Annotated in this window: 12 protein-coding genes; 8 read left to right on the top strand and 4 right to left on the bottom strand. The window is 70.0% G+C overall.

All coding sequences use genetic code 11. The features are described 5' to 3' along the window. The first annotated feature begins 37 nt into the window (after nt 1-37). Together ACIHFD_RS30265 and ACIHFD_RS30260 are read left to right on the top strand one after the other, a co-directional pair. Nucleotides 38-1,009: a glucosyl-3-phosphoglycerate synthase gene (locus ACIHFD_RS30265; RefSeq protein ID WP_350729931.1), complete on the top strand. Its 972-nt coding sequence runs from the start codon at nt 38-40 to the stop codon at nt 1,007-1,009. Further along, entirely contained in the window at nt 1,006-2,121 is a 1,116-nt protein-coding gene (locus tag ACIHFD_RS30260; protein WP_397369760.1) for a glycosyltransferase, read from the top strand. Before ACIHFD_RS30265 ends, ACIHFD_RS30260 begins: the two co-directional genes overlap by 4 nt. A 105-nt stretch (nt 2,122-2,226) precedes the next feature. Here ACIHFD_RS30260 and ACIHFD_RS30255 read toward each other — a convergent pair whose 3' ends face one another. Then, on the bottom strand, nt 2,227-3,021 hold the full coding sequence (locus ACIHFD_RS30255; protein ID WP_397369759.1) for a universal stress protein: 795 nt from the start codon (nt 3,019-3,021) through the stop codon (nt 2,227-2,229). Between the two features lie 78 nt (nt 3,022-3,099). Here ACIHFD_RS30255 and ACIHFD_RS30250 point away from each other — a divergent pair, with 78 nt between their 5' ends. Both ACIHFD_RS30250 and ACIHFD_RS30245 read left to right on the top strand, forming a co-directional pair. Beyond that, entirely contained in the window at nt 3,100-3,402 is a 303-nt protein-coding gene (locus tag ACIHFD_RS30250) for a hypothetical protein (protein WP_397369758.1), read from the top strand. A 92-nt stretch (nt 3,403-3,494) separates the two neighbouring features. After that, the gene (locus ACIHFD_RS30245) at nt 3,495-4,055 is read left to right on the top strand and encodes a phosphatase PAP2 family protein (protein ID WP_363962758.1); all 561 of its coding nucleotides are present in this window, start codon (nt 3,495-3,497) and stop codon (nt 4,053-4,055) included. Nucleotides 4,056-4,137: 82 nt separating this feature from the next. On the opposite strand, the gene pip is transcribed toward ACIHFD_RS30245, so the two are convergent. Continuing rightward, the gene (gene pip, locus ACIHFD_RS30240) at nt 4,138-5,103 is read right to left on the bottom strand and encodes a prolyl aminopeptidase (protein WP_397369757.1); all 966 of its coding nucleotides are present in this window, start codon (nt 5,101-5,103) and stop codon (nt 4,138-4,140) included. A gap of 44 nt (nt 5,104-5,147) precedes the next feature. Between pip and ACIHFD_RS30235 the strand changes: the two genes are divergently transcribed. Next, on the top strand, nt 5,148-6,050 hold the full coding sequence (locus tag ACIHFD_RS30235) for a threonine/serine dehydratase (protein WP_397369756.1): 903 nt from the start codon (nt 5,148-5,150) through the stop codon (nt 6,048-6,050). Nucleotides 6,051-6,055: 5 nt separating this feature from the next. On the opposite strand, the gene ACIHFD_RS30230 is transcribed toward ACIHFD_RS30235, so the two are convergent. Both ACIHFD_RS30230 and mscL read right to left on the bottom strand, forming a co-directional pair. Beyond that, nucleotides 6,056-6,631 carry a hypothetical protein gene (locus ACIHFD_RS30230; protein WP_397369755.1) on the bottom strand — a complete coding sequence of 192 codons (576 nt, stop codon included), beginning with the start codon at nt 6,629-6,631 and terminating at the stop codon, nt 6,056-6,058. A gap of 75 nt (nt 6,632-6,706) precedes the next feature. Continuing rightward, entirely contained in the window at nt 6,707-7,126 is a 420-nt protein-coding gene (gene mscL, locus ACIHFD_RS30225; RefSeq protein ID WP_350729947.1) for a large conductance mechanosensitive channel protein MscL, read from the bottom strand. 193 nt (nt 7,127-7,319) lie between these two features. Here mscL and glgX point away from each other — a divergent pair, with 193 nt between their 5' ends. The 3 genes from glgX to treZ are packed head-to-tail and all read left to right on the top strand — an operon-like array spanning nt 7,320 to nt 13,240. Then, complete coding sequence (glgX, locus tag ACIHFD_RS30220; protein WP_397369754.1) at nt 7,320-9,413, top strand: glycogen debranching protein GlgX; 2,094 nt, start codon at nt 7,320-7,322, stop codon at nt 9,411-9,413. After that, the gene (treY, locus tag ACIHFD_RS30215; RefSeq protein ID WP_397369753.1) at nt 9,406-11,535 is read left to right on the top strand and encodes a malto-oligosyltrehalose synthase; all 2,130 of its coding nucleotides are present in this window, start codon (nt 9,406-9,408) and stop codon (nt 11,533-11,535) included. The genes glgX and treY overlap by 8 nt, the downstream gene beginning before the upstream one ends. Then, nucleotides 11,525-13,240 carry a malto-oligosyltrehalose trehalohydrolase gene (gene treZ / locus ACIHFD_RS30210; RefSeq protein ID WP_397369752.1) on the top strand — a complete coding sequence of 572 codons (1,716 nt, stop codon included), beginning with the start codon at nt 11,525-11,527 and terminating at the stop codon, nt 13,238-13,240. Before treY ends, treZ begins: the two co-directional genes overlap by 11 nt. The last annotated feature ends 154 nt before the right edge of the window (nt 13,241-13,394 follow it).

The following is a 13,394-nucleotide window of genomic DNA, read 5'->3' as shown; positions in this document are numbered from 1 at the left end:
GCAGAAGTCGTGACCTCGTGAGATCGGGGCTTACTGCATGGAGAGAAACCTGCGAGCCTTGGCCAGAATCCAGGAATGGTACGGTCCGCACTCGAGCACGGCAGCCGAGTGGCCGGTCGACGCCTTGATGCTGGCCAAGGGATCCACCACGGTAAGTGTCATCCTGCCTGCTCGTGACGAAGAGCGCACAGTGGGTGACATCGTCCGTGTGATCCGCCGCGACCTCGTCGAACGGGTTCCGCTCGTCGACGAGATCCTCGTCGTCGACTCCAACTCGATCGACGCCACCGCCGAACGCGCCCGCGAGGCGGGCGCCCGCGTGGTGGCGCAGAACCAGGTGCTCTCCCACCTGCCGCCCTTGACGGGCAAGGGGGAGGCGCTGTGGAAGGGGCTGGCCGCCTCAAGGGGCGACATCGTCGTGTTCGTGGACGCCGATCTGCTCAACTTCGGCGCCCACTTCGTGTCCGGCCTGGTGGGGCCGCTGCTGGTGGACAGTGACATCAGCTTCGTCAAGGCGACCTACGAACGTCCGTTCACGGGCGAGGACGGCGTGGTTCGCCGCGCCGCGGGTGGCCGGGTGACCGAGCTGGTCGCCCGACCCTTGATCAATATGTTCTGGCCGGAGCTGGCCGGGTTCGCCCAGCCGCTCGGCGGAGAGTACGCGGCCAGGCGCGAGGTCCTGGAGCAGGTGCCGTTCGTCACCGAGTACGGGGTGGAGTTCGGCCTCCTCGTCGACCTGCTCCAGCTCGTCGGCCTGGACGCGATGGCCCAGGTGGACCTGGGCAGCCGTACGCACACGCACCAGTCGATGAGCGCGCTCGGCCGGATGGCCGGGCAGATCATGCTCACCGCCTGGTCCCGCCTGGAGCGCCAGGGGCGCGTACTGGCGGCTCAGCGCCCCGCGCACACGATGCTGCAGTTCGGGATCGACGGGGCGGACCTGGTGGACGTGGCCGTGGCGGAGCGACCTCCGCTCGCCTCCCTCGTACAAGAGGAGGATGTGGCATGAAAGTCCTGGTCAACGCGGGGCCGTGGCTCGCGGTCCCGCCCCCCGGCTACGGCGGGATCGAGAACGTCGTGGCCACGCTGGTGCCCGCGCTGCGCGAGCGCGGCGTGGAGGTCGTCCTGGCCTCCGTCGGGGCCAGCACGCTAGAGGTGGACGAGCTGATCAGCGTGTACGACGACGGCCAGTTCACCGAGTTGCAGAAGCCGTACAACCAGGTCATGGGCATCGCGCACGCCCACCAGGCCAGGGTGGCGGCCGAGCTGCGCGCCCGCGGCGACATCGACCTCGTCCACGACCACGTCGAGGTGGTCGGGCCGGCGGTCCTGTCGGCGTTCGGCGGGCCTCCCGTCCTGCACACCCTGCACTGGGACCTGCGCAAGCATCCCGCGTTCTACGGCGCGTTCCCGCCGTCGATCGCGGTCAACGGCGTCTCGGAGTCGCAGCTCGCCCGCGCCCCCGACGCCCTGCGGGCGGCCTCGCTCGGGGCCGTCTACCTGGCCAGCCCGCTCGCCGACCGCGACCTGCGGGTCGATCGGGGTGAGTACATGCTGGTCATGGGCCGAATCTGCGGGCTCAAGGGCCAGCACGTGGCGGCCAGGATCTGCCAGAAGCTGGGGCTCCCGCTGATCCTGGCGGGGCCGGTCAGCGGCCGGAACACCCCCGCCGAGCTGGACGACGTGGTCCAGAACCCGTACCACCCCCTGCACAGCCATCCCGACGTCCGCTACCACCTCGACCAGGTGTCCCAGTACCTCGACGGGGAGCTGGTCAGGTGGGTCGGCGCCGTGGGCGGCGAGGCCAGGGACCAGCTCTACGCGAAGGCCAGGGCCGCGCTCTTCCCCATCCAGTGGGACGAGCCCGGCGGCACGGCCGTCGTCGAGGCACTCGCGCTCGGGGTGCCGCCGGTCGGGCTGCGCCGCGGCTGCCTGCCCGAGATCATCGACCACGGCCGCACCGGCTTCCTGGCCGACTCCGAGGCGGAGCTGGCGGAGTGGGTGCTGCGGGTGGACGAGATCGACCCGGAGGAGTGCCGCAGAGAGGCCCGCCGCCGGTTCTCGCCGTCCGTCATGGCGGAGCGCTACCTGGAGCTGTACGAGGCCACCACGGCCCGCTGACCTCGTGCCGCGCTGAAGAGGCGCCCGAGCCGGTCGGGGAGCCGGCTCGGGCGCCTCCGCGCGCCAGTGGCAGTCGCGGTATCAGGCGCGGTATCAGGCGCGGTGTCAGGCGAAGCCGCGGGGGAGCACGATGACCGGGCAGGGCGAGGCCCGCAGCGCCTTCATGGCCAGCTCGCCCAGGAACACCCGGTGCGGCTGCGCGTCCTCGCTGGCCGCGCAGATCAGCAGCTCGCCCGGCAGCCACTCCACGTCCGCCAGCGCGGCGGTCACGTCGTGGCCCTCGGCCACCTCCGACTCCGCCTCGATGCCGGTGGTCTCCCAGGCCAGCCGCACGGCCAGCGCGAGGTCGTCCCTGAGCTTGCCCGGATCCTCCGTGCGCAGGTCGAGAGTGATCAGCCGGAGCGGGATGCCCAGCCGCAGCGCCGCCTGCGCCATCCGTTCCACCGCCTCGTCGCACTGCGGCCGGTGCACGTACGCCAGCGTCAGGCGCTCGGGCCCGTCGTCCGGGACGTACCGGGCGGGCACCAGCATGACCGCCTCGGACGACAGGTGGAGCAGGTGGTTGGAGGTGGCGCCGATGGTGATGCGGCCGTGCCGGCCGCCGTCGGCCGAGCCGACCACGATCAGGTCGGCCCTGATACGGCTGGCCAGCACCGACAGCCCGCGTCCTGAGCCCCTGCTCTCGTACGTGAGGTAGCCGGCGGGGATCGGGCCGAGCTCCTCCGCCGCGTGCGCCAGGTTGGCCTGCGCCTCCACCGCCAGCCCCGGGCTGCCCGGCGGGTAGATCGTGGCGACCGTGAGCTCGCCGCCGGTGACCCGGGTGATCGCGGCGGCCAGGGCCAGGGCGTCGCGCCCGCCCGGGTCGTTCGTGTAGCCGACGATCACGTGCTCTCCGATCACGAGAGCCCTCCTACCCGCTCTGAGCTGGGAATACGCGGCCTTGATCGGAACGTTGTAAACCATCGGAAGGGCAAAGAAGTGAAGATCACCCTCGACATCAGTTTCAACGGGACCCATGGTCCGGTCACTCTCCGTGAAGCGGTTCAACAGCTCAAAGAGCGGGATCTGGCCTGCACGGTGGCCGCGGACACCGTGGAGCAGAAAGTGACCATCTTCTCCGCCTGCGTCGAGCGCGGGTTCACGCCGCTCCGCAGCGAGATCATGGCCGCCTACTACGTCGCCGAGCGGGACGCCACCTCCGAGGCGTTCGACCGGGGGCTCATCACCAGGGCCGAGCTGGAGATGCAGCACGCCGCCCTCGCGCGCAAACTTCTTTCTTAGGATATTTCCCGACTTTCGGCCTTATGGTCGAGGTGTTTGACCGCGGGAGTTCGTAAGGTCGTGTCCATTGCCCATTCACGGATTGGACACACGTGTACCGCGACATCGTCGACTTCGCCCTGACCACGCCCGGGTGGCTGCACACCCTCGCCGAAGTCGGGACGGATGCCGGGTTATTCCTGTTCGTGGCGCTGTACGCGGCGGCCGCGTTCCGGGCGTGGCGGGCTCCGGCCCGCGACCTGGCACTGGTGATCGCGGGTCCGGCCGGGGTCGTGTTCGCGTACGTGGTGAGCGAGGTCGTCAAGACCGTCATCAGGGAGGACCGGCCGTGCCGGGGCGGGGTCACGACGATCTCCGCCTGCCCGCCCTCGGGCGACTGGTCCTTCCCCAGCAACCACTCGGTGATCGCGGCCGGGGCCGCCGCCACCCTCGTGCTCGCCTGGCGGGCGCTCGCGTGGGTGGTGCTGCCGCTGGCCGCGGTCATGGCCTTCTCCCGCGTCTTCGTGGGCGTGCACTATCCGCACGACGTGGCCGCGGGGTTCCTGCTCGGCCTGGCGCTGGCGCCGCTGTTCGCGCTGCTGTCGGTGGGGGCCGTCACCCCTGCGGTGCGACTTGCGCGGCGTTCACTGGCCGAGCCCCGCTCGGCGGGCTGAGGTGGATGTCCTCGCTACGCTGCGGATCCAGCGGCGTCCACCTGGCCGAGCCCCGCTCGGCGGGCTGGGGTGGATGTCCTCGCTACGCTGCGGATCCACCCCAGCGGTCTGTCGCCTCAATGAGCCGGTCCAGGATGCCCGGCTCGCTGAAGGCGTGCCCGGCGTCGTGGATCATGTGGAAGTCGGCCTCGGGCCAGGCCTTGTGCAGGTCCCAGGCGGTGGCCGCGGGCGTGCAGGCGTCGTAACGGCCCTGCACGATCACGGCGGGGATGTGCCGGATCTTGTCGACGTCCCTGATGAGCTGCTCGGGCTCGAACCAGCCGCTGTGGTGGAAGTAGTGGTTCTCGATGCGGGCGAAGCAGACGGCCAGCTTGTCCTCGCCGAACGACGCGACGAGCTCGGGGTCGGGCAGCAGCGTGATCGCGCCCGCCTCCCACTGCGCCCACGCCTTGGCCGCCGCCAGCCTGGCCTCCCCGTCCTGCCCTTCGAGCCGCCTGCGGAAGGCGGCCATGAGATCGCCGTGCTCCCCGGCGGGGATGGGCGCGAGGAACGACTCCCACCGGTCGGGGAACAGGTAGGAGGCGCCGTCCTGGTAGAACCAGTGCAGCTCGTGGGGCCGCAGCGTGAAGATCCCCCGCAGGATCAGCTCGGTCGTGCGGTCGGGGTGGCGCTGCGCGTACGCCAGGGCCAGCGCGCTTCCCCACGAGCCGCCGAAGACCTGCCACCTGTCGATGCCGAGGTGCTCGCGCAGCTTCTCCATGTCGGCCACGAGGTGCCAGGTGGTGTTGGCGGCGAGGTCGGTGGCGGGGTCGCTGGCGTGGGGCAGGCTGCGGCCGCAGTTGCGCTGGTCGAACAGGACGATCCGGTAGCGCTCCGGGTCCCACTGGCGCCGGTGCTTGGCAGAGCACCCGCCGCCGGGGCCGCCGTGCAGCATGACAGCGGGCTTTCCCTCGGGATTGCCGCAGACCTCCCAGTAGATCTGGTTGCCGTCTCCCACGTCGAGCAGGCCAGACTCGTAGGGTTCGATGGGCGGGTACAGCGTTCTCATAGTCTCCGATCCTGCCTCATCCCGGCGGCCCGTAGGGTGATCGCATGGAGCTGGTGACGATCGACGACATTCGGACGGCGGCCGGGCGGATCAAGGGAGTGGCGGTGCGGACGCCGCTCGTGCGGATGGGCGAGGCGTGGGTGAAGCCCGAGAGCCTGCAGCCCGTCGGGGCGTTCAAGCTCCGGGGCGCGTACAACGCCGTGGCCTCGCTGCGGCCCGACGGTGTGGTCACGCACTCGTCCGGCAACCACGGGCAGGCCCTCGCCTTCGCGGCCAGGGAGTTCGGGGTGCCGTGCGTGGTCGTCGTGCCCGAGGGGACGCCCCGGGTGAAGACGGCGGCCATCGAAGGGTGGGGTGCCGAGGTCGTCGTCGTACCGCCCGAGCAGCGGGAGGTCGTGGCCGAGAAGCTGGCGGCGGAGCGGGGGCTGACGCTGGTGCCGCCCTACGACCACCGGGCGGTGATCGCGGGGCAGGGCACCGTCGGGCTGGAGATCGTCGAGGATCTGCCCGACGTCGAGGTGGTGCTGGTGCCGGTGGGCGGCGGAGGGCTCGCGTCCGGGGTCGGCACGGCCGTCAAGGCGCTGCGGCCCGACGTCCGGGTGATCGGGGTCGAGCCGGAGCTGGCCGCCGACGCCGCCGAGAGCCTGGCCGCCGGCCACCCCGTGGAGTGGGGGACGGCCCGGACGTTCCGGACCGTCGCCGACGGGCTGCGTACGGCGCTGTCCGAGCTGACCTTTGCGCACATCAGCCGCCGGGTCGACGAGATCGTCACCGTGTCGGAAGACGAGATCAAGGCCGCCATGGGGCACCTGGCGCGCTCGGCCCGGCTGGTGGCCGAGCCGAGCGGGGCGGTCACCACGGCGGCGCTGCTGTCCGGCCGCGTCGCGACCGGGCGCACGGTGGTCGTGCTGTCCGGGGGGAACGTGGACCCCGAGCTGTTCAGGTAGGTGATCTAGGAGGCCCACTCGTGGCGCGTCAGGAACGAGCGGTCGCCCGTGGCGTACTCGTTGAAGGCGGCCTGCACCTCCGCCAGCTCGGGCACCATGGTGCGGATGAGCGTGCCCTCCTTGTACTCCAGCTCGTAGCCGGGTGACACCTGCAGGAAGTGCCGCCCGAAGTTGACCAGGGCCACGAACGGGTTCTGCGCCGTCAGCGTGGCGAGGACGTCGTGGATCAGGCCGAGGTCCGGGTCGTGGACGAGCATGCCGTCGCCCGTGTGGAGCTGCATGCCCTCGTAGACCCCCAGGGGCGCCACGTTGTGCACCAGGTCGCGCTGAGGGTCGTAGCAGACCAGCCCGTGCGCCCGCGCGATCGTGAACACCTGCGCGGACATCTCGTCCATCGTGTCCAGGTCCATCGTCACCAGCACATGGCCCGGGTAGATCGTGACCTCCCCGGGCAGCTCCTTGGCGACGTCGGGTGCCTCCCCGGTCACAGGGGAGTCCCGCTTGACCGCCAGATAGGTGGCCCGGGCCTGGTCCCTGCTGATGGGCACCGGCTCGTCCCACACCATCAACTCAACGCTCATCGGTCCATCTTGACGGACAAGCACCGTACTCGCGCGACACGGCACCCATGTACCGGAAAGCCGTGCCGGACAAAGTTAGGCGGGCTTCTCCGAATCCGGCACCAGTTCGACCGTGCAGGCGGCGCATCGCCGGGCCTCGGCGGGGATGTCGGTGAGGCATTCGGGGCACTGCTTGGTCGTGGCGTCCTTGTTCCGGTCGAGCAGGCTGATCAGCCGGGTCATCGGGGCCACGATCAGCCAGTACACGACCGCGGAGACCATCAGGAAGGTGACGAGGTGGTTGAGGAAGTCGCCGTACTTGAACCGGCTGCCGTTGACGGTGAAGGAGTAGTCGGCGAAGTTCGGCTGCCTGCCGCCGGTGACGGCGCCGATCAGCGGAGTGATCAGGTCGGAGACGAGCGCCTGCACCAGGCCGCTGAAGGTGGCGCCGACGATCACCGCCACGGCCAGTTCGACGATGTTGCCGCGAAGTAAGAAGCTCTTGAAGCCGCCCATGGCACCACCACGTTGCCGGGATCGGCGCCGGCAAACCATGCTTTGAGCGTGGGCCGCCTCTGATACCGCGCCGTCGGGGACGGCTCACCTCGTTCAACTGGAATAACGACCTGGTGAGGATGGGAAGGAACAAAGCGGCTTGTCCGGGTGAGCGGGGGAACGGAACATGGGGAGAGACCGCAAGGGAGCCTCGATGATCGAGATCTGGCCGGGAGACCCCTATCCGCTCGGGGCGACCTACGACGGCGCGGGCACGAACTTCTCGCTCTACACCGAGGTCGCGGACGCCGTCGAGCTGTGCCTGTTCGACGAGGACAACGTCGAGTCGCGGGTGCCGCTGACCGAGGTCGACGGGTTCATCTGGCACGGCTACCTGCCGGGGATCGGGCCGGGCCAGCGTTACGGCTACCGCGTCCACGGCCCGTACGAGCCGGCGCGCGGGCTGCGCTGCAACCCGGCCAAGCTGCTGCTCGACCCGTACGCCATGGCCATCGAGGGCGGCGTGGCCTGGAACGAGGCGGTCTACGGCTACCGGTTCGGCCAGCCCGACACGCGCAACGACGCCGACTCGGCCCCGTACGTGCCGCGGTCCATCGTGATCAACCCGTTCTTCGGGTGGGGGCACGACCGGCCGCCCGCGACGCCGTACCACGACACCGTGATCTACGAGGCCCACGTGCGGGGGCTGACGGTCAGCCACCCCAAGATCCCCAAGCACCTGCGCGGCACGTACGCGGCGCTCGGCCACCCCGAGATCCTCGACCACCTCACCAAGCTCGGCGTCACGGCGCTGGAGCTCATGCCGGTGCACCAGTTCGTGACCGACCACATCCTGGAGCAGCGCGGCCTGTCCAACTACTGGGGCTACAACTCGATCGGGTTCTTCGCGCCCCACAACCGCTACTCCAGCCAGGGGCAGCGCGGCGGGCAGGTGCTGGAGTTCAAGGCCATGGTCAGGGCGCTGCACGAGGCGGGCATCGAGGTCATCCTCGACGTGGTCTACAACCACACCGGCGAGGGCAACCACCTCGGGCCCACGCTGGGGCTCAAGGGGATCGGCAACCCCGACTACTACCGGCTGGTCGACAACGACCCGCGCTACTACGTGGACACCACGGGCACGGGCAACAGCCTGCTCATGCGCTCGCCGCACGTCCTGCAGATGATCATGGACTCGCTCCGCTACTGGGTCATCGAGATGCACGTCGACGGGTTCCGCTTCGACCTCGCCTCGACGCTGGCCCGGGAGCTGCACGAGGTCGACCGGCTGAGCTCGTTCTTCGACCTGGTGCAGCAGGACCCGGTGCTGTCGCAGGTCAAGCTGATCGCCGAGCCGTGGGACGTGGGGCCGGGCGGCTACCAGGTCGGGAACTTCCCGTCGCGGTGGACGGAGTGGAACGGCCGCTACCGCGACACGATCCGCGACCTGTGGCGCGGGCAGCCGGCCACGCTGCCCGAGTTCGGGTCCCGGTTCACCGGGTCGAGCGACCTCTACCAGGACGACAGCCGCCGTCCCGCGGCCTCGATCAACTTCGTCACCTGCCACGACGGCTTCACCCTGCAGGACCTCGTCTCGTACAACGGCAAGCACAACGAGGCCAACAAGGAGGGCAACCGCGACGGCACCGACGACAACAGGTCCTGGAACTGCGGCGAGGAGGGCCCGGCGGGCGACCCCGTCGAGGCGCTGCGCGAGCAGCAGAAACGCAACTTCCTGACCACGCTCTTCCTGTCGCAGGGCGTGCCGATGCTCTCCCACGGCGACGAGCTCGGCCGCACGCAGAAGGGCAACAACAACGGCTACTGCCAGGACAACGAGCTGACCTGGGTCGACTGGTCCGACGTGCGGGAGAACTGGCTACTGCTGGAGTTCACGCAGAGCCTGGCCGCGCTGCGCAAGCGGCATCCGGTCTTCCGCCGCAGGCGCTTCTTCTACGGCAAGCCGGTACGCGGGCTCAACGACATCGCCTGGCTCACGCCGTCCGGGGAGGAGATGACGGACGGCGACTGGAACGTTGGATACGCGAAGTCGCTGGCCGTGTTCCTCAACGGCGACGCCATCACCGAGCCCGACCGGCGGGGCCGCCCGATCAGGGATGACTCGTTCCTGCTGCTGTTCAACGCGCACCACGACATGATCAAGTTCACGATCCCCAAGGACTACGGCGAAATGTGGCACACGGAGATCGACACCGCCATGCCGATCATGCTCGACGCGCCGATGTGCCGCGGCGGGGAGGCCATCGAGGTGCCCGGACGCAGTGTGCGGGTGTTGCGCCGTGTCTAGGCCGGCCTCCACCTACCGGGTGCAGCTGACCCCCGACTTCGGCTTCGCCCAGGTGGCCGAGATCGCCGGCTACCTGCGCGACCTCGGCGTGAGCCACGTCTACCTGTCGCCGATCCTGCAGTCCACGCCGGAGTCGCGGCACGGCTACGACGTCACCGACCACTCCAGGATCAGGGAGGAGTTCGGCGGGGCGACGGGGTTCAGGGAGATGGCGCAGCAGCTCGCCGCCCATGACCTGAGCATCGTGGTGGACATCGTGCCCAACCACATGAACACGGTCAACGCGCAGTTCTGGTCCGTGCTGAAGGACGGGCCCGCCTCGCCGTACGCGAGCTGGTTCGACATCGACTGGCAGGACGGGAAGGTCGCGCTGCCCGTGCTCGGCGACGACACGGAGCCGTACGTGCACGGCGACGTGGTGCGCTACCACGGGCACACCTACCCCTACCCCGGCCAATACCGGCTGGTCGACTGGCGCGAGGGGCCCGGCTACCGGCGCTTCTTCGACGTGTCCTCCTTAATCGGCCTGCGGGTGGAGGATCCGTCGGTGCTGTTCGCCACGCACGAGGTGATCTTCTGGCTGCTCGACGAGGGGCTGGTGGACGGGCTGCGGGTCGACCATCCCGACGGGCTGGCCGACCCGCGGGGCTACCTGGAACGGCTGCGCGCCAGGGTGGGCGAGACCTGGACCGTGGTCGAGAAGATCCTCATCGGGCCCGAGCGGCTGCCGGGCGACTGGGCCTGCGACGGCACCAGCGGCTACGACGTGCTCAACCGGGTGAACGGGCTCTTCGTCGATCCCGACGGCAAAGCCCCACTCGTCCAGCTTTTTGCCGATATAACCGGGCAGCCTTCCGAGTACCGGCCCGTGATGGCGCAGGCCAAGCGGGAGGTGATCGACCTGTTCTTCGGCGCCGAGGTCGCACGCCTGGCCAGGGCCGCCGCGCAGGACCCCGCCGCCGTGCGCGAGCTGCTCGCCGCGATGCCGGTCTATCGCGCGTACGTGGTGCCCGGCGAGCCGCCGCCGCCCGAGTCCGTCGAGATCGTCGAGCTGGCCGCCGAGGCGTGCTCGCCCGCCGTGCTGCCGCTGGCCCGCGAGGTCCTGTACGGCCCGGACGAGGCGGTCATACGGTTCCAGCAGGCGTGCGGGCCCGTCATGGCCAAGGGTGTGGAGGACACGGCGCTCTACCGGTGGTATCCGCTGGCGTGCCTCAACGAGGTGGGCGGGGAGCCGGACGCGTTCGGGGTGGCGGTGGAGGACTTCCACGACTTCTGCGCCGAGTTGCGGCCGTACACGATGACCACGCTGTCCACGCACGACACGAAGCGGTCGGAGGACGTGCGGGCGCGGCTGTCGGTGTTGTCGGAGCTGCCCGAGGAGTGGGCCGCGGCGGTGGCGTCGTGGTCGGCCTCGGTGCGCTTCGACCCCCATCTGGACTATCTGGGCTGGCAGAACCTCATGGCGGCCTGGCCGATCTCGGTCGAGCGGTTCACGGATTACCTGCTCAAGGCGGCGCGGGAGGCCAAGACCGCCATTTCCTGGATAAATCCGGATCCGTCCTATGAGCGCGGGTTGCGGGAGTTTGCGGCTGCGGCGGTGCGGCAGCCGGTCGGCGAGTTCACCGCGCGGATCGAGCCCTACGCCATGTCCAACTCGCTCGGGGCCAAGCTCGTGCAGCTCATGATGCCGGGGGTGCCCGATGTGTACCAGGGCAACGAGACGACCGACTTCTCGCTGGTCGACCCGGACAACCGGCGGCCGGTGACGTACCCCCGCAAACCCGAGACCGCGTGGGACGCGGCCAAGCTGCTGGTGACGGCGCAGGCGCTGCGGCTGCGCCGCCGTCTCGGGGGAGCGGCGCCGTACCGGCCGCTGTGGGCGGAGGGGCCGGCGGCCTCGCACGTGATCGCCTTCGCCCGCGGGGAGCGGCCGCAGGCCGTCGCGGTCGCCACCCGGCTTCCCGCGCGTCTGGCCCGGTGCGGATGGGGCACCACGTCCCTGACGCTGCCCGGCGGGATCTGGCGCGACCTGCTCACCGGCGGCGTCTACACGGGGCGGATCCCGCTCGCGCACCTGCTCGGTCAGTATCCGGTCTCACTGCTGGAGCGACATGATCTTTGAGGTCTGGGCACCGAAGGCCACGGCTGTCGAACTGTTCGCCGCGGGCGGACCTCACGCGATGTCGCGTGGGGAAGGGGGTTGGTGGTCGGTCGAGGTGGCGGGGGCCTCGCACGGCACGCGGTACGCGTACCAGGTGGACGGCGAAGGGCCGTACCCGGATCCGCGGTCGCGGCGGCAGCCGGAGGGGATCTTCGGGCAGAGCGCCGTGTACGAGCACGCTCGCTTCACGTGGTCCGACCACGAGTGGAAGGGCCGCGACCTGCGTGGGGCGGTGATCTACGAGCTGCACGTGGGGACATTCACGTCGGAGGGGACGTTCTCGGCGGCCATCGAGAAGCTGCCGCACCTGGTGGAGCTGTCGGTCGACTTCGTCGAGGTCATGCCGGTCGTGCCCGTGCCCGGGGGGCGGAACTGGGGCTATGACGGGGTGGATCTGTACGCCGTCAACGAGACGTACGGGGGGCCTGACGGGCTCAAGTCGTTCGTGGACGCGTGCCATCAGGCGGGGATCGGGGTCATCCTGGACGTCGTCTACAACCATCTCGGCCCGTCGGGGAACTTCCTGCACCCCTTCGCCCCCTATTTTTCCGGATTTAAGGGCAGTTATTGGGGCGATGCGGTCAATTTGGACGGGCCGGGCTCCGACGAGGTGCGGCGGTACTTCATCGGCAACGCGGTTCAGTGGCTGCGCGACTACCACATCGACGGGCTGCGGCTGGACGCCGTACACGCGCTGCACGACCGCCGCGCCGAACACCTGCTGGCGGAGCTGTCGGGGGAGGTGGACGCGCTGGCCTGCTCGCTCGGCCGCCCGCTGTCCCTGATCGCCGAGTCCGACCTGAACGACCCGCGCATGGTGCGCTCGCTCGACGCCGGCGGCCTGGGCATGACCGCCCAGTGGTGCGACGACATCCACCACGCCCTGCACTGCGCGGTGAGCGGGGAGTCCCACGGCTACTACGCCGACTTCGCCTCCCTGTCGGCGCTGGCCAAAGTGCTGACCTCGGGACTGCTCCACGACGGCACCTACTCCTCCTTCCGCGGCCGCTCCCACGGCCGTCCCTTCACGGGCGTACCCGGCCACCGGCTGGTCGCCTGCCTCCAGAACCACGACCAGATCGGCAACCGCCCCGGCGGCGACCGCCTGCCCGTCCCCGCGCTCAAGCTGGGCGCGGGCCTGCTGCTGACCTCGCCGTTCACCCCCATGCTCTTCATGGGAGAGGAATGGGGGGCGCGCACGCCGTTCCTGTTCTTCTCCGATCATCTGGAGACCGCGCTGCGGGAGAGCGAGGCGGCGCGCCGGGAGCGGGAGTTCGAGGGGTTCGGGTACGTCTGGGACGCGCCCGACCCGTCGGACGAGGACACGTTCCTGCGCTCGAAACTGGACTGGAGCGAGGTGAAGGAGGAGGAGCACTGGTCGCTGCTGTGCTGGTACCGCGACCTGATCGCCCTGCGCAAGGCCCTGCCCGAGCTGTCCGACCCGCGCATGGACCGGGTCAGGGTGGAGGTGGATCCGCTGGGGAAGTGGCTGGTGATGTGGCGGGGGTCGCTGGCGGTGGCGGTGAACTTCGCCCAGGAGTCGGCCAGGGTGCCGGTGCCCTCTGGAACGGTGCTGCTGGCCTCGGACGACCCCGTCATGGCGGACGGCCGCTCCCTGCGCCTTCCCGCCCAATCCATGGCCATCTGCAAACCCCACTCGGCGTGACAGCTCATTCGTGGTGGGGGCGTTGGGCATCAGGCGGGTTCTCCGGCGCTGTCCGATCACGCGGTGACGCCGGCCGGCATCCGTAGCACCCTTATCGGCCCCACCCCGAGACCGCCCTGCACTATTTCTCACGCTCTCCGCGCACCTGCCCCGC

Source organism: Nonomuraea sp. NPDC051941 (assembly GCF_044593615.1).
The sequence above is the reverse complement of the archived record's forward strand: the minus strand, read 5'-3'. Positions and strand labels throughout refer to the sequence as shown.

Excerpts from the sequence above, each read along its gene's own strand:
- ACIHFD_RS30265 (WP_350729931.1), top strand. The coding sequence starts at position 38 with ATGGAGAGAAACCTGCGAGCCTTGGCCAGAATCCAGGAATGGTACGGT.
- ACIHFD_RS30260 (WP_397369760.1), top strand. The coding sequence starts at position 1,006 with ATGAAAGTCCTGGTCAACGCGGGGCCGTGGCTCGCGGTCCCGCCCCCC.
- pip (WP_397369757.1), bottom strand. The coding sequence starts at position 5,103 with ATGAGAACGCTGTACCCGCCCATCGAACCCTACGAGTCTGGCCTGCTC.
- ACIHFD_RS30235 (WP_397369756.1), top strand. The coding sequence starts at position 5,148 with ATGGAGCTGGTGACGATCGACGACATTCGGACGGCGGCCGGGCGGATC.
- ACIHFD_RS30230 (WP_397369755.1), bottom strand. The coding sequence starts at position 6,631 with ATGAGCGTTGAGTTGATGGTGTGGGACGAGCCGGTGCCCATCAGCAGG.
- mscL (WP_350729947.1), bottom strand. The coding sequence starts at position 7,126 with ATGGGCGGCTTCAAGAGCTTCTTACTTCGCGGCAACATCGTCGAACTG.
- glgX (WP_397369754.1), top strand. The coding sequence starts at position 7,320 with ATGATCGAGATCTGGCCGGGAGACCCCTATCCGCTCGGGGCGACCTAC.
- treZ (WP_397369752.1), top strand. The coding sequence starts at position 11,525 with ATGATCTTTGAGGTCTGGGCACCGAAGGCCACGGCTGTCGAACTGTTC.